16 protein-coding genes are annotated in these 15,777 nt (G+C 60.0%); 10 read left to right on the top strand and 6 right to left on the bottom strand.

What is annotated here, in order from left to right:
- Positions 1-26 precede the first annotated feature (26 nt).
- The 8 genes from hisG (at position 27) to LKG04_RS01350 (ending at position 5,497) form a co-directional block, all read left to right on the top strand.
- Positions 27-878: an ATP phosphoribosyltransferase gene (hisG, locus tag LKG04_RS01385; RefSeq protein WP_291758856.1), complete on the top strand. Its 852-nt coding sequence runs from the start codon at positions 27-29 to the stop codon at positions 876-878.
- Positions 879-889: 11 nt separating this feature from the next.
- Complete coding sequence (locus tag LKG04_RS01380) at positions 890-1,489, top strand: CDP-alcohol phosphatidyltransferase family protein (protein WP_291758853.1); 600 nt, start codon at positions 890-892, stop codon at positions 1,487-1,489.
- Complete coding sequence (locus LKG04_RS01375) at positions 1,486-2,613, top strand: DUF881 domain-containing protein (protein ID WP_363300626.1); 1,128 nt, start codon at positions 1,486-1,488, stop codon at positions 2,611-2,613. The genes LKG04_RS01380 and LKG04_RS01375 overlap by 4 nt, the downstream gene beginning before the upstream one ends.
- Entirely contained in the window at positions 2,614-2,946 is a 333-nt protein-coding gene (locus tag LKG04_RS01370) for a small basic family protein (RefSeq protein ID WP_291758850.1), read from the top strand.
- A 4-nt stretch (positions 2,947-2,950) separates the two neighbouring features.
- Positions 2,951-3,772 (top strand): DUF881 domain-containing protein, encoded by an 822-nt coding sequence (locus LKG04_RS01365; RefSeq protein ID WP_291758847.1) that lies wholly within the window; start codon positions 2,951-2,953, stop codon positions 3,770-3,772.
- A gap of 5 nt (positions 3,773-3,777) precedes the next feature.
- Positions 3,778-4,215 (top strand): FHA domain-containing protein, encoded by a 438-nt coding sequence (locus LKG04_RS01360; protein ID WP_291758845.1) that lies wholly within the window; start codon positions 3,778-3,780, stop codon positions 4,213-4,215.
- A 127-nt stretch (positions 4,216-4,342) separates the two neighbouring features.
- Positions 4,343-5,005 carry a MerR family transcriptional regulator gene (locus LKG04_RS01355; protein ID WP_291759327.1) on the top strand — a complete coding sequence of 221 codons (663 nt, stop codon included), beginning with the start codon at positions 4,343-4,345 and terminating at the stop codon, positions 5,003-5,005.
- A gap of 192 nt (positions 5,006-5,197) precedes the next feature.
- Positions 5,198-5,497, top strand: a complete 300-nt coding sequence (locus LKG04_RS01350) for a hypothetical protein (RefSeq protein WP_291758843.1) — start codon at positions 5,198-5,200, stop codon at positions 5,495-5,497.
- Positions 5,498-5,620: 123 nt separating this feature from the next.
- Here LKG04_RS01350 and LKG04_RS01345 read toward each other — a convergent pair whose 3' ends face one another.
- The 6 genes from LKG04_RS01345 to LKG04_RS01320 all read right to left on the bottom strand — a co-directional run bounded on the left by LKG04_RS01345 (position 5,621) and on the right by LKG04_RS01320 (position 13,510).
- Positions 5,621-6,352, bottom strand: coding sequence for an HAD hydrolase-like protein (locus LKG04_RS01345; protein ID WP_434734830.1), 732 nt, complete (start codon positions 6,350-6,352; stop codon positions 5,621-5,623).
- A gap of 50 nt (positions 6,353-6,402) precedes the next feature.
- Complete coding sequence (locus LKG04_RS01340) at positions 6,403-6,750, bottom strand: RNA polymerase-binding protein RbpA (protein WP_291758839.1); 348 nt, start codon at positions 6,748-6,750, stop codon at positions 6,403-6,405.
- 92 nt (positions 6,751-6,842) lie between these two features.
- Positions 6,843-9,647: a DEAD/DEAH box helicase gene (locus tag LKG04_RS01335; RefSeq protein ID WP_291758838.1), complete on the bottom strand. Its 2,805-nt coding sequence runs from the start codon at positions 9,645-9,647 to the stop codon at positions 6,843-6,845.
- A 13-nt stretch (positions 9,648-9,660) separates the two neighbouring features.
- Positions 9,661-9,981, bottom strand: a complete 321-nt coding sequence (locus tag LKG04_RS01330; RefSeq protein WP_291758836.1) for a hypothetical protein — start codon at positions 9,979-9,981, stop codon at positions 9,661-9,663.
- A 9-nt stretch (positions 9,982-9,990) separates the two neighbouring features.
- Positions 9,991-11,946, bottom strand: a complete 1,956-nt coding sequence (locus LKG04_RS01325) for a helix-turn-helix transcriptional regulator (RefSeq protein WP_291758834.1) — start codon at positions 11,944-11,946, stop codon at positions 9,991-9,993.
- A 136-nt stretch (positions 11,947-12,082) separates the two neighbouring features.
- The gene (locus LKG04_RS01320; protein WP_363300621.1) at positions 12,083-13,510 is read right to left on the bottom strand and encodes a UTP--glucose-1-phosphate uridylyltransferase; all 1,428 of its coding nucleotides are present in this window, start codon (positions 13,508-13,510) and stop codon (positions 12,083-12,085) included.
- A gap of 520 nt (positions 13,511-14,030) precedes the next feature.
- Here LKG04_RS01320 and LKG04_RS01315 point away from each other — a divergent pair.
- Together LKG04_RS01315 and LKG04_RS01310 are read left to right on the top strand one after the other, a co-directional pair.
- Positions 14,031-14,759, top strand: coding sequence for a type 1 glutamine amidotransferase domain-containing protein (locus LKG04_RS01315; protein WP_291758830.1), 729 nt, complete (start codon positions 14,031-14,033; stop codon positions 14,757-14,759).
- Positions 14,760-14,831: 72 nt separating this feature from the next.
- The gene (locus LKG04_RS01310) at positions 14,832-15,767 is read left to right on the top strand and encodes an NAD-dependent epimerase/dehydratase family protein (protein WP_291758829.1); all 936 of its coding nucleotides are present in this window, start codon (positions 14,832-14,834) and stop codon (positions 15,765-15,767) included.
- Positions 15,768-15,777: the final 10 nt, after the last annotated feature.

The raw sequence follows: 15,777 nt of genomic DNA, 5'->3' as shown, positions 1-15,777 counted from the left end.
ACGGGGATCGGATTCGAGGAGGAAACATGTTGCGAATCGCCGTGCCCAACAAGGGCATGCTGTCCGAGCCGGCGTGGAATATGCTCGGCGAAGCCGGATACCGCCTGCGCAGCAACCCGCGCCAGCTCGTCGTGCAGGACCCGGACAACGAGGTTGAACTGTTCTATCTGCGCCCGATCGACATCGCCGTCTACGTCGGCCATGGCACAATCGACGTTGGCATCACCGGACGCGATCTGCTGCTCAATTCGCGTACGGATGCAGGAGAGCACCTGCCGCTCGGCTTCGGGGCTTCGACGTTCCGCTTCGCGGCCCCCGAGGCTTCGGACATCCAACAACTCGACGACGTCGATGGCAAACGGGTCGCCACTACCTACGACAAGCTGCTTGCCGACTATCTGGCCGGCCACGGCATCCATGCCGAGATCATTCATTTGGACGGCGCCGTCGAATCCTCGGTGCAGCTGGGCGTCGCTGATCTCATCGCCGACGTGGTCTCCACGGGCACCACGCTGCGCAACGCGGGTCTGCGCGTGTTCGGGGAGCCGATCCTGCGCTCCGAGGCGGTGCTCGTGCGCTCCCCGCGCGTGGCCAGCAACGATGAACGCCTGGTCATATTAGAACGACGCCTGCAAGGCGTGCTCACCGCGCAGCGTTACGTGCTCATGGATTACGACATCCCGGTATCCAAGGTGTCGGCCGCGGTCGCAGTGACTCCAGGCTTCGAAAGCCCGACCGTCTCGCCGTTGCACGACAAGCAATGGGCCGCCGTGCGCGTCATGGTTCCCAGGGAGAAGGTGAACCGGCTGATGGACCGGCTCTACGACGTTGGAGCCAGAGGCATCATCGTCACCGCGCTGCAGGCCTCGAGGATGTAGTGCCGGATACGATGAACAGGCATTTCGACAAGCACAGGTACAGCCCAGAGGCCCGCAATGTGTATCTCACCATTCCGAACATCATCAGCGTGCTGCGCATCCTCTCCATCCCATTGATCGCGGAGCTGGTCTCGCACCGTCGCATGATCCCCGCGCTCATCGTGCTTGCCATTTCGGCGTTCTCCGACGGACTGGACGGCATGATCGCCCGCACCTTCAACCAAGTGAGCAAAATCGGTCAGCTCCTCGATCCTATCGCCGATCGCCTGCTGATCCTGTGCAGCGTGCTGGCGCTGGGATTGGCAGGCATCATCCCAATGTGGATGCTCATCATCGTGGCGTTGCGAGATCTGTTCATGGGCGTCCAGGTGCTTGTGCTCGCCCAGTACGACTACGGTCCGTTGCCAGTGCATTTCGTGGGCAAAACCGGCACAGCCCTCCTGATGGTGGCCATCGTCGCGCTGATCGTGGCAGACGTCTGGCGCAACCCTATCGTGACCTTGCTGCATCTTATTGGTCTTGCCATCGGCATCTGGGGCATAGGCGTCTACTGGCTCGCCGGCTACATCTATTTCAGGCAGGGTCTCGCCCTGCTGCGTGATCAGCGATGAACCGGAAGTCTGCGTCCGGCCCATCGGCCGAACCGCCGTTCGAGCCTTGGACCGCACCGGACCCGGGCTTCTTCGAATCTCAGCGGCCCGTCAGTCCTGCTGATCCCGGCGGTTCCCCGCAGGATGATGCCCTGGCATTTCCCCAAGGCCATCTTCAGCCCCAGCCCGTGCGCTATCCCACACGCGCTGACAACCGTCCAGCGCGCACCAGAGCGGCGTTCTCCCGCATGGCCTTCGGATTGGAATCGCATCATGCCGGTTCAGTTACGGATTCCGCTGCGCAGCGCCGCGCACGCAGACGCAAGACGGACGACGATTCTCTGCGGCTCATCGACGATCTGACGAACCGCCCCTTGGACCCGATGTTCTCTGACGCCCAGCTCGCGCGCAGGCCGCAATCGCGCCTGTCGATATGGGCATCCCATGCGATCGTGTTTCTCATCTGCGTGGTCGTAGGCTTCAGTGGCTTTCTCTTTGTTCGTCAGCTGCACGCGGATCCGCGCAAAGAGGTGCGCGACGCGCTCATATCGCAGCTGAATCAGGTCAACGATGAGGTCGCCGCACTTTCCGGGGACGCGAAATCGTTGCATTCCCAAGTCGACGAGCAATCCAAGAAGCTCGGCACGTTCGGCGACGACCAGACGAAGATCGAGGATGATCTGGTCAATGGCGCGAGCAACATCTCAGGAGAGGGGATCACCCTGACCCTGGCGGATCCGATAGCCGCGAACACGGGTTCGGGCAGCGGCTCGAACCCCCGCGAGGGCCAGGGCGCCCGCATTCGCGTCATCACCGATACGGATTTGCAGCAGTTGGTCTCCCTCATGTGGCGCTCGGGAGCCGAAGCGATAGCAATCAACGGCCACCGCCTCGGCGTGCGCACTTCGATCAGGCTGGCCGGGCAGACGATCCTGGTAGGCATCGACCAGATCGAAAGCCCGTACCGGATCCAAGCGATCGGCAGCGCCAACACCTTGGCCCAGGCACTGGGCGCCAAGGCGCAGCCCAAGCTGTATGATTCGTTCAAGGAGTCGGGCATATACCCGCAGATCAGCAAGGCCGATTCGATGACGCTGGAATCAGCGGACACCGGTGATGTGACCTACGCGAGAAGGAGCGACTAGATGGCAGCTGTGCTTGGTTTGATCATAGGCGTTGTCATAGGCATTTTTGTCCAGCCGGATATCCCTGTCGTGCTCCAGCCTTACCTGCCCATCATGGTGGTGGCGGCGCTGGATGCGCTGCTGGGCGCCGCCCGCTCGTATTTCGAACGCAGTTTCTCCGACAGGGTATTCGTCATATCCTTTGTCTCGAACGTGCTCACCGCCACCCTGTTGGTGCTGCTGGGCAACCAGTTGGGCGTGGGCTCGCAGCTGCAGACCGCCGTCATCGTGGTGCTGGGCATCCGGATCTTCTCGAATGTGTCGGCCATTCGCCGATTCATCTTCCAAAGCTGAGCTCATGTCACGACGCAAACAGAACAAGGATATGCTCAGCCGGATGCACAGCCAGCATGCCCAGGATTCGCAGAACGACCAGATGCAGACTGGATCGTTCCCTGTGGTCAAACGCAAAGCCAAGGGCATACGCACGCCCAATCCGATACGCGCCAGGATGACGACGAGCATCCTCATCGTCATCCTATGCGCTTTTCTGGGCTTCGGCTATGCTATCCAGCTCAACAACCCGACATCCTCCTACGAGACCATGAGCGAGGAGGAGCTCACCCGTCTGCTCAGCGAAACGAGCACGCAGGTGCAAAGTCTCGAACAGCGCAAGGGCGAGCTGACCAGCCAGCTCAACTCGCTGAAGGCCGCGGCGAACAAACAGCAGGAGGCGGAGCGCATCGCCAAGGAGAACGAGCAGACCAGCGGCATTCTCTCCGGTCGCCTGCCGGCCGCCGGCGAGGGAGTGATCATCTCCATCTCGCAAGGCTCCAAGGATCGCATCGACGCCTCCACGATGTTCCAGCTTATCGAAGAGCTGCGCAATGCGGGCGTGGAGGTGATGGCGATCAATAATGTGCGCGTCGTCACATCGACCTATGTCAGCGACACGGAAGACGGTCTGGAATGCGATGGCCAGATCCTTGATCCGCCATACACGGTCAAAGCCATTGGCGATCCGCAGAACCTGCAGAACGCGGTGAATATCGCCGGCGGTGTCGGTTCTCGTCTCAAGGTGAAATTCGGCGCGAACGTTCGCGTCTCGGTGCCTGACAAGGTCACTATCGGCGAGATTCACCAGTCACGGCAATACCGGTACGCAAAGACGGTAGAATAGCGATTATGACTGATCCGATTCCAAGCGCGGGCGAAACCACCAACATTGGCATGCCCGCCATCACCATACCCATCACCACTACCGGGGACCGCCCGCTCACCCAGGAGGACCTGGATACGATCACCCGGCTTTCCCCTGGAACGGCGCTGCTTATTTCAACGCGTGGCGCAGTATCCGGATCCCGATATCTGCTGGATGAAGACGAGATCAGCGTAGGGCGTGATCCCCGCGCCGATATTCTCCTCGACGATTCGACCGTTTCCCGGACGCATGCGGTCTTCCGCCGTACCGGCGACACGTTCAGCGTGATCGATGCCGGAAGCCTCAACGGCACCTACGTGAACCGCAAGCGCGTCGATGAGCAGCAGCTGAACAATGGCGACGAAATCATGATCGGTAAGTTCCGTCTCGTCTTCTTCACGAAATCCGCCGTTCTCAAGTAGTTTCCCTCTGCGCGACCGCGATAGACTGGAAACCAGAAATCGCAGGGATGTGATTACACCAGTGTGAGTTGGAATGAGTGCGAGCTGGATGTCGTCCATCGTATATGACGAAAGCTGGGAGGGCGCTATGGCCGGGAAAACTGGAGTCGAGGCAACGGGCGCGAACGCCTTGAAGCTGCATGTCAGGCTGGAGGATCGCGTGGATGTGACGGCCGAAAATGCCGTGCAGGGGGAGTTGTTCGCTTTCGACGACGACGAGCCGATCACCCGGGGCTACCGCGGCACTGTGGCTTCAAAGGTCGCGGGCATCACATACCGGCAGCTTGACTACTGGGCCCGCAAGCAGATCGTCGAGCCTTCGATCACTCCGTCGCACGGGTCGGGTTCACGACGGCTGTATTCGTTCAAGGATGTGGTGATCCTCGCGGTTTCCAAGCGTCTGCTTGACGCCGGGGTCAATCTGCAGAACGTGACAGCCGCTATTGGCTTCCTTTCCGGCCTAGGCGTCGCCGAGATTGGGCGAGTCACTATCATGTGCGATGGGGAACAGGTCTACCAGTGCACGAGTGCCGATCAGATCATCGATCTCGTGCATAGCGGCATGGCGTTCTTCAGCGTTTCCGTCGATTCGCTGTGGCACCAGATTGATGAGATGCTGGGGCGGGAGGATAGCGTCGACCTGACTGCATCTCCCGCAACAGCGACCACAAGTCGTCCGATCGACGAATTGACCGCTATGCGCATGCGCAAGAGGCTCGATGCGCAGAAAGCCGCACGGCAGGCGGCATAAGCACCACTGATGCAATACGAGTGGTGTGCAGCCGCGCTGACGCGATATAACGAAGTAACATAAAACCGAGGCAGGGGAGTGACGCCCATGTGGAGTGCAGCGCTTCCGGCAGTCGTGTGGGTGCTGTCCATATCAAGCTGCATTTGCGTAGCCGTCATCTGCATTGCACGAAGCCATTATGGCCGCTCGCTCGTGTTCAGCGAATCTTCCGCACTTGGTCAACCTGTACGTGTTCGTCCTGTCACATGGCCGGTGATCACATGGCATCTCATTTCGCTGGCTCTGGGTTTGTTGGCGTATGGCATCTATATGGCCGACGGCGCCAATTACCCGATTGCCGCAATCGAATTCTACACGAACGCCGGCTGGATCTCCGCCGCGCTGCTGGTGCTTCTCATAGCCGTCAGTCTGCTGCTCATGTATATCCAGGCGCGCCGCGCAACCCGCAGCCAAATCGAAGAAGTCCTTGCTGGGGCAACAATGCATCACTGAGCTAGCCTGAGCCTGCAAAAAAACGGGGGCGTATGACTATTAGGCCTTGTGATATAACCACAACGTTATGCCAGATTAAAATCTGACATAACGTACATTATCGGATATATTTCGCTGATGCGCTCAACCGAAATATTCGGCTACGGCATCGTGCAACTGCTCTACACGGTCGATGACGCGGTAGGCACCGTGCTCTTCGAGTTCGTTTCGTTCGGCGTAGCCCCAACGGCAGCCGAGACAATCAATGCCGCATGAGATCGCGCCATCCACGTCCGTCCAGCGGTCGCCGACCATCAGCGCCCTGTCGCCTCTGCCGGGATCATAGTTGAGTCCGGCAAAGGCGTAGCGGATAACCTGATCTTTGTTCAAGCGGGAAAGGTCCCGGCTGGCGCCGTACAAGGCGTCGATCATACGGTCGATGCCGAAATGCTCGCAAACAGGCTGCGCTTGGTATTCGGGTTTCGCCGTGGCCAGCGCCAACAGGAAACCGTCGGCACGCAGTGCCGCCAGCTGCCTCGGTATGCCTTCAAACACGCTGCTGCAAAAATGCCCGGGGACTTTATGACCGGGATTGTTCGGGTCGTCAAAGGCCGGGATTTCGGAATAATAGCTGCGATATGCGGCTACGCCCTGCTGCAGCATCCCGTCAGGTACATGGTTGCGCCGCAATGATTCGATGATCGCCGGACCGATGAAACGATGCAGCTCAGCATCATCAGGCACCGTGAGCCCTAGGCTCTCATAGGCCTTCATTACACTGGCGATGATGCCGGGCGCCGAAGCGGTCAGAGTGCCATCGAGGTCCAGCAGGACAATCTTCCTCGCCTGCGCGCCCGTTGCTGCACTCACTGTCACTCCCCTGTCATCTTCGAATGGCCTCATTGAATACTGTCAAACAGCCGATCTCACCCGTAATCGGGTATCCATCCCTCGTGATGCATGGTGAGACGCTTCGTAAGCAGCTCTTTGAGCTCGGTTTTGCTGCGGCGTTCGCACAGCATATCCCAGTGGGTGCGTGTCGGCTTGGTGATTTCGTTCGCCTCATCGTCACCATCGCCCTCACGGTGGGCCACTGCCCCGCAACGGCACTCCCATTCGGCGGGAGCCTCCGCCCCTTCGGCGAAGGGCAGGATCGTGCGATGCCCGTTCGGGCAGATGTACGTCACGTCAGCACGCGCCGCGAAATCCACATTATCATCGGATTCCAATGATTTTGCGCCGATGCTCATGCCGCGCAGACTACGTTCAGCCATTGATTACGCCTCCTAATTCGATCCAACCATCCAAGCTACAGAACAGTTCGGACGAGCTGTTTATTCCAACACCATTGTTTTTAAAGGTGTTTTCAGCCGACGCCGGAATAGGCGACGACGCCACGGTTGACGTCCAAGACCGCCTCATGCGCTGTTTGCGCAAGCTGCGCACCTGCATCGCCAAGATAATGTGCAGCCTGAGCGATCTGCTGCAGCATGTCGCACAGCCGTTTGGCGGTACGCACGAAATCGCCGCCGGTCAGTTCGCTTTCGCGCAGCACTTCGCTCAAATCAGCCCCGCTTGCCCAGGCATGCATACTATCGACCACGCCGAAGTCCAAGGGTTGCAATGGCTCCAAACCGGCCTCACGGCACATGTCATCGACTCGGGAGAAGCGCTCCCGCAACCCAGCTGACGCCTGCATCACAGGGCCGAGCGGCCCGCCGGGATAATAACGTGGCTCTCCCCCACCACGTCTTGACTGGAAGACCAAGGACGAAAGCGTTGCCGCCATATCGGGAGGGTCCAGCACATCCAAGTCGCCGGCGATGATGGCCTGGGCCAGCACCAGGTCCTGCTCGCTGTACAAGTGCCGCAGCAGCTGCCCACGCGCAGTGAGCCGCAGTTCGCTGAAGGTATCCGATGAGGCGACAGGAGCCGCGTTGGCACCCACTGGAAAGGGCCCGGACAATGACCTGGTCTGCGATCCAACCCATGTCGTCTGCGTCTGCGTCGTAGTGTCGACACGCTCCACATAGCCCAAGGCAAACAGAATATCGCAGATGCGATCGAACTGGCGCGCCACCGAACCGGTGCGTGCCTCGTACCGCTCCTGCAGTTGGAGCAGCTCGTGCCGCTCTCGCATCCAGCGATTGCCCCATTTCATGTGCTCCGCCAGATCAGGGCATTGGCGGCAGGGCTGATCCCTATCGATTTCGCGCAATTGCGCGATCTGCGCATCGAGTTGTTCGAACGCCTGCCGACGCATGGCCTCGGTAGTGAATATCTGACGTTTAAGGCGACGACGCTCGTTTTTCGTCAGTTCGCTCAAACGCATGCGGATGGTGATCAGCGATTTGAAATCCCCATGCTCGCAAGCGAAAGCCTCTTCATATCCTGCGATCGCCTGTTTGAGCGCGGTGATGCTCGATTCAAGCTGCCATGCCGATTCGTTGGCCTCCCATTGGGCGAAAGAATGGTCGAGCGTGGCGCGGGCGGTGCGGTAATCGCTGGAATTGAGCAGGTTGACGGCCATATTGAATGTCGTGGCGAAACTCGAATGCAGCGGGTAAACGCGTTTGCTGGAGAGCGAGGCGACTGCTGCCGGCACAAGCTCGCTGTTGTCTACCACGATGGCATGTCCCAGCGTATCAATGCCCCTACGTCCGGCGCGCCCGGTCAGCTGGGTGAACTCCCCTGGAGTCAGGCTCACATGTTCGACGCCGTTGAATTTTTCGAGCTTCTCGACGATCACACTGCGCGCCGGCATATTGATGCCCAGCGCCAGCGTCTCCGTGGCGAAAACCATCTTCACCAAGCCCATTTCGAACAGCGTTTCGACGATCTGCCGGAATAGAGCGATCATACCGGCATGATGTGGCGCGAAGCCGCGTTCCAATGCGAAACAGAAACGTGAGAATCCCAAGGCTTTGAGATCGTCACGCGACATCGGCGCGTCCTGCGCGCCATCGTCCGCCCTGTCGTCTGCCCTCCCCCTGGCTCTTGAAGCCGGCACGCCGCCGGTCGCATTGCCTGCGTCATCGAGCGCATCATCGACCATGTCATCGACGATATGGCGCACCCGCATCGCCTCTTCGTCGCTGGTAAGTTCAAGGCCGGCGTCCAGGCATTGCTGGACTGCCTGGTCGCAGCCTTTACGAGAGAAAATGAAGTATATCCCGGGTAGCAGGCCCAGATAGTTGAGTTCGTCGACGACGGCCCACCGCCGTGGCGTATAGCGTTGCGGCTGGGCCACGCGCTCGTGCGAATGGCGGTTCCGCATGCGCTTGCCAGACCGCTGAGTTTCTTTTGCATGCCGGGACGCACGACGGTCCAGCTGATCCAGCCGGTTGATCAGCTCCGCGTTGAGCTTGTCGCTTTGATTGCCGGCGCCGTCTCGTCGGTACAGGTCGAGCAGCTCTGGTTCGGTGTGCACATCCGCTTGGACAATCACATGCTGGTCGAGCGGGACCGGCCGGCGTTCGCTGACCACGAGCTGCGTGTCTCCGCGGATCGAAGCGATCCACGATGAGAAGTCCTCGACGTTCGAGACCGTAGCTGATAATGCGATGATCTGCACCGACGAGGGCAAGTGGATGAGCACCTCTTCCCATACCGGGCCGCGCAACCGGTCGGCGAGATAGTGCACTTCGTCAAGCACGACATAACGCAGGGCGTCGAGGCTGGTGGAATGCTCGTATAGCATGTTGCGCAGCACCTCAGTGGTCATCACTACGATATCGGCCTGCGGGTTGATAGATGTGTCTCCGGTGAGCAGGCCCACGTCGTCCGGGCCGTACATGGCTACGAGATCATGGTACTTCTGGTTGCTCAACGCCTTGATCGGCGTGGTGTAAAAGGCTTTGACGTTCTTCTCTCGGGCGAGGAACATCGCGAAATCGGCAACAACCGTCTTGCCCGCCCCTGTTGGCGCCGCGACCAGTACGTTGCGTCCCTCTTCAAGGGCCCGGTCCGCGTCACGCTGGAACTCATCGAGATCGAACGGCAAAGTCCTTGCGAAACGGGCCGCCGCCGAAGCTTCGAAGGCCCGGGTCTGCTGGAAGGCCGCGTAGCGCTGCGCTGGCGTGCGCTCTGACGACGCCCGTTCCGACTGCGCTGACGATCCCGCGGCCGACGATCTCCCGCCGGTATGCTGATGGTGACGATGATGTGTCATGACGCCTTTGGAGCTATCGGTTGAATGTGCGCCATTGCGTCCAACGCTCGACATGGCGTTCGTGACGGCGCATGCGCCGGGCGATTACCCGGGAATGCGCCTGTGCGTACCGTTCGCTGGCCGTGCGCAGTGGTTGGGCGAATACCGCCGTGGCGTTTTGCGTTTCGCCGCTCTCGTCGCGCTCGCTCATCGCCGCGATGCGGTCGTTGACCGCCGAACCGACATCTGAAATGACGCGCATGGCCCTGATCGCGTGAACCACGACGAAAGCCGCACCTGCAACAAGTACGACGAGCATGAAGAGCACCAGCACGACCCAAATCCACCCTGGCATGGCGACCTCCTATTCCCCGACCAGTTCCGCAGCGAGGTCTGGCTGGGCAGCCATCTCGTCATCGTGCACAAGGCTCAATTCGCGCTCGGCTCTGGCCAGAATCATTGAAAGCAAAGTTTCCGGGGCGACCGCGATGATGTGGCGTGCGTGCGCGATGCAGAAGGCGACGAACCAGGAGTCGGAGGATACCGTCAAATGCACCTTCTCCCCCTTGCCGCAAGCCTCGACTGTCGCATCAGGCAAGGTCGAAATATACGGCAGCCGATGCTGATCCGTAATGAATACGGCTGGCGTGCCATTGTCGAAGCTCCATAGGCGCAACTCGCTGACCGGCACATCGGGGATTTCCACCGGCCCGGTCGGTTCGACGATTTCGGCGCGCTCGATGCGCGAAAGCCTGAGGACCTGCCAGATGCGCGGCTGCCCGGTCACTTTGTTGATCGTCGTGTCCTTGGAGACGAATTTCTCCTTATCTTCCGGGGCTACCCGCTCGACGTCGGTCCACACAGCCGTATAATACCGGCCTTCGTCCACATAGATCTTCGCCGGCGCGACCAGCTTGCGGCGCGTGCGTCCGGCGCCGTCAGTGTACTCCATATCGAGCAGCGTTCCAGTGGAGATCGCCCGATTGACCACTGTGAAACTGCGCGGTTCCATCTCGTAGCCGGTCAGGCTCAGCCATGGGGTCTCCCCCGGCTCGACATGCTGTCGTAGCCGCATATACAAGGACTGCGCCTGCTTCCGCTGGGCGTCGGGCAGCAGCGGCGAATGGGCCAAGTAGCTTACCGAAGCGGTCAGCATGCTCAGATACTGCTGTGAAATGCCAGCCAGGCGCTCAAGACCGAGCGAGTTGGTGGCGGAGACGATGCCCTCGGAGTCCAACAGCGACCAGTCGATGTCGAAGAATTGGCTTCCCGCCATCTCACCGTCGTCGGAAACGGTTGTCAACGTATTGATGTCTTTGCGGATGACTGCAACATACTTCTTGAGTTCCTCCTGCGATTTCGGTTCGCCGATGAAACGTTCCGCAAGCTCGCCGAGCGAGAACTCCTCCCCCAAGTGGGCCGACAGGAAAAGCATGAGACGCAGCCGACGGTCGACCTCGCTGCCGGTTTGGAAGGATGCGATAGGCCTTTTCTGATGGTCTTTGGAATATTCCGGGTCGTCGGGTTCTTCGATGCGACGGCTGATCGTCTCGGGGACCACGCTTGCGCCGGCTCCGTTTTGCGAAGAGTCGGCAAGCGTGAATTGGGTGGCCGCGTGAAGCCTGCGGTTCAATGCCTCTGCGGCCTCCCGAGGGCTGACGACGTAGGCCCCGGGGTGCTCGAGGACGAACATGGCCAGATCGTCCGAATCAGTGTAGGCGACATTCAGGTGCTCGCCGTTGACGTCGATGGTCGCAGCAAAGCGGCGTGAATCAATTACTTTGACCAGCGCGTCAGGGATAGTCTGCGTGCCTAGACCAGGGGCTATGGAGTCCAATCCCAGTCCTGGGATGGGCGTCTGCGGCACGCGTGGCGCGGTGCGCGACGTATGTTGCTCCGGCTGGTGGGAGGCCGATGACGAGATCGACATGGAGCGGGCGAGATAATTCGCAGCCGCCAGCACCGGCAGATCCTCCTGCTCGAAGCGCAGACGCACGCGCGGCTCATCGCCCAGCTGCAGTCGATACGAAGCGAAGTCCTGGCCTTCTGATTTCGAAGAATACTCCGGCTGACGCGATTCGATGGCAATGCCCATCGCGGCCAGTTTGGCGCGGTCTCTCTGGAATTGCTTGGCGAACGCCGCTTTGGCCGCTTGGTCGGCCAATTCCCCGTACGAATCGGCATAAGCCTTCACGCGCTGAGCGATCTGGCGTGATGTGAGCCATTGCGGGAACGCGGATGACAACACGGCCAGCACGTCCAACTCATGCTTGCCCCACTTGTCGGAAAACCGTCGCCGTCCGTTGCTACCTTCTGCCATTGGTCCTCACGTATCATTATCGTTTCGTTCTAGTGCGCAGTGTGCCCCGCACATCTCTCTATCTTAGATGCCTTTGCGGGGTTCGCGACACCAAATCGGCAAAATCGTGCTTTTTCCTTAGCGGCTTAATCGCGTATCATGCCCAATCATCGGGCTCAATGCCTTGCGGCCCAACGTATTCGCCGTTCGGCACGTAGCTTGGCCGGCCTTGGTCTTCCAGCGTTGCGTCGGAGTATAGAACCACATTCTGGCCAAATGTCCAGTCCCCTGTGATGCTCACTGAGTTGGCAGCGGCCAACGAGGGTATCGAATAGGGGAAACGCTCGTTGAAATCATTGATGTTCTTGTAGTACCGCTCATCCAGCTCGACGTTGGGAAAGATGTAGTTGCCATCTTCCATCTCATAGGAATCGGTCAGATGGAAGCGGTCGGAGCGCATGATGAACAGGTCGTCGGTCGTCTTGACAGGCAGGAAACGCATACGGTCGACCTGCACGCAGATGGCGCCCTCGAACACGCCGATGGCCGCGCCCATCGCCGTTTCCAGCTGCATGACCTTGGTGGAGTTCGGATCGGTCGGGTCCACTGTTTTCTCATTGCGGATCACCGGGAGCGGCAGCACGCCGTCGTATTCTGCCAGTTTTTCCTTGAGGGCGTCGATGCGCACCCAAATGCTGTTCGTGTTGAAATACGGGTGCTTGACGATGTCTTGCGCCGCCGCCTTGTCGCCGGGGTGCACCTGGCTCATCTCGCGCAGCATGAGCCGGCCGCTGTGCTTGTCGCGCACGATGTGCCCGCCTTTCCTGTCGGCCTCGGTGCGCGTGGCGACTTCGACCATGAATGGCGCGCCTGTGTTCTCGAAATGCTGGGCGAGCGTGCGCGAGGGCCGCGCCCCAAGGTTGTCCGAATTGGATATGAACAGATACAAGAAGCCCTGCTCCTGCAAGACGTCGAGCAAGCCGGACTCCCAGAGGGTCGAATACAGGTCGCCGTGGCCGGGCGGGCACCATTCCAGCTCAGGATTCGCGGGGAAGCTTGCCGGTCTGCCGGTCGCGATGTCGATCTTGGGCTCCTGATGCTGCACGATCTCCTCGGGAATGTCGTCTTGAACGAATTTGGGATTGCGCCTAAGCACCTTCATCGTGTCGGCCGAAGTGCGGAAGGAGTTCATGAAGGTGATCGGCAGCGGCACCTCCAACCGGGTGCGCGCCGTGAGCACCTGCCCGATGATGATATCGATGAAGCGCATCTGCCGGGCCTTGTGCCGGCGCACCGGCAGCAGCGATTTGGCGCTGTCCAATCCCATCGAGGTACCCAGCCCGCCGTTGAGCTTGAGGAAGGCGGTCTTGGCAAAGGCTTCTTTTGCCTTGTCATGGTCGATGGTCTCATACACGTCGTGGAAGCTGGGCACCTCGCTCAGCGGTTCGACTTCGGATTCGCGGATCCAGCTGGTGTCTTCTTCGCCACGCCATACGTCATACAGCCGTTTGAACTGCGCAATCGCTGTCTCGCTCATATCGTTCTGGCGCATCTTCTCGGCAGATTCGTCAAAGGCTTCCGTCATCGGTGTCCCCTTTCGTTGCATGCATCGTCCGGATGAGTTCATCACAAGTCTAGCCGTTTTGCCAATGCGGCCAAGTTCAGCCGGATTATGGTGCGGTGAAGCCGCGCAGCGCAAACACCCCTCCGCCGCGTTTTCTGTGTGCTTTCGCCACGAGCAGGAAATCCCGTTCGCCGCGAATGCCCGACACGGTAATGTTAGCAATGCTAACAATATAAGTGCTTACAGCATCACGGAGATGCGATACGGATACATTCATAGATACTTTTGCGACGAGGCGTCACAGCGACCTGCGCGAGCAGCTGCTGCACTCGGCGCTGCAGCTGCTCGAAGGCGGAGGGATGGTCGCTCGTGCACGGCCTCGCCTTCCTGCATCTCGACGTCAAATTGTCGAATACGGACCTTGACAAGATTGATGAACAGGTGCGATCGACCCTCGCGGCGATCTTCATGCCGTTCGGCAAAGCTGATGCCGATCACACGAAAACCACAATAAATTCCACGTCACAGAATCGAAAATCCAATGAGCCGGAACACCGCAACACCGAGTACAGCGACGCAGACACCCGAGAGAGTATTGCTCGTCGTCACCAACGTCACCCACTACGAGGTTGATCCTTCGCATCCGACCGGGCTATGGCTGTCCGAACTCGTTCACGCCTATGACATTTTCGCGAAGCACGGCTATGAGCAGACCATCGTAAGCCCGGCGGGCGGCAAGTCGCCGTTGGAGCCGCGTTCGCTGAAGTTCCCCAACTACGACAAATCCTCGAAGGCCTGGCATGACGACCCTGCAAAAATGGCGCTGCTGGAGCATACGGCCAGCCCCGACGACATCAATGCCGCGGACTACGACGCGATCTTCTTCACCGGCGGCCATGCGGTGATGTTCGACTTCCCCGGCAGCGAAGGCCTGCAGCGAATCACTCGCGCTATCTACGAGGACGGCGGTGTCGTCTCCGCGGTCTGCCACGGCTACTGCGGGCTGCTGGAGACGAAGCTCTCCGACGGCAGCTATCTCGTCGCGGGCCGCAATATCACCGGCTTCTCATGGCGCGAGGAGATGCTCGCCCGCGTGGACAAGCTCGTGCCATACAACGTCGAGGATCGCATGAAGCAGCGCGGCGCGAACTATTCGAAGGCGTTGTTGCCGTTCGTGTCGAACACCGTCGTCGATGGCAGGCTCGTCACCGGCCAGAACCCCGGATCAGCCAAGGAGACGGCGACCAAAGCCGCCGAACTGCTGGGCTGAATCGGCTGTCGTGCCTTCTTCCGATACGGAAAACCAGCATTGAACAACGGATCTCAATCAGGGACATATACCATGCAGACCATCCTCGGCGCAGGCGGCCAGATCGCCGATGAACTCGCCCGCGAACTGTATCGCAATTACACGCACGACATCCGCCTGATCAGCAGGCATCCGCGCAAGGTGCACGACACCGATCAGCTTGTATCCGCCGATCTCATGGATGCCGAGGCCACAGATACAGCGGTCGAAGGCAGCGAAATCGCGTATCTCACGGTAGGCTTGCCGGCGAATTCAGGCATGTGGGAGGAGAAGTTTCCGACCATGATGGCGAATGCGATCGCGGCATGCGAAAGACACGGCGTCAGGCTCGTCTTCTTCGACAACACCTACATGTACCCGCGCACCGCCGAAATCCAGGCCGAAGGCATGCGCTTCGAGCCGGTCGGGCGCAAGGCGCGTGTCCGAGCACAGCTTGCGACAATGCTGCTGGACGAGATGGCTGCGGGCCAGATCGTCGCCGTGATCTGCCGCGCGCCGGAGTTCTATGGGCCTGGCAAAACTCAGAGCGTGACGAATGCTATGGTGCTGGGCCGCATCGCGCAGGGCAAGCGGCCCTTCGTGCCGATCAGCGCCCATGCCAAGAGGACGCTGATCTGGACGCCTGACGCGAGTCGCGCCTTGGCGCTCATCGGCAACACGGCTGATGCCTACGGACAGACCTGGCATCTGCCGGTCGACCACGAACGGCTGAATTATCGGCAGCTGATCAAAATCGCGTCAGCTGCCACCGGCCGTGGCATCGGTTACACGACCGTGCCAGGCTGGGCGTTCCGCATCGGCGGCTGGATCAACCCGACCGTCAAGGAGATCGAAGAGCTGTTGCCGCGCTACCGGCAGGACAACATCTTCGATTCCACCAAATTCCAGACCAGATTTCCGGGCTTCCCAATCACCACCTACCGCGAGGGCATCGCGCAGCTGCTTGGTGGGTCGAACGATCGGGCATAAGCGGCCTGAC

Source organism: Bifidobacterium sp., from assembly GCF_022640935.1.
Lineage (GTDB): Bacteria > Actinomycetota > Actinomycetes > Actinomycetales > Bifidobacteriaceae > Bifidobacterium.
Note: the sequence above shows the minus strand (reverse complement) of the source record. Positions and strands in the feature narration are given on the sequence as shown.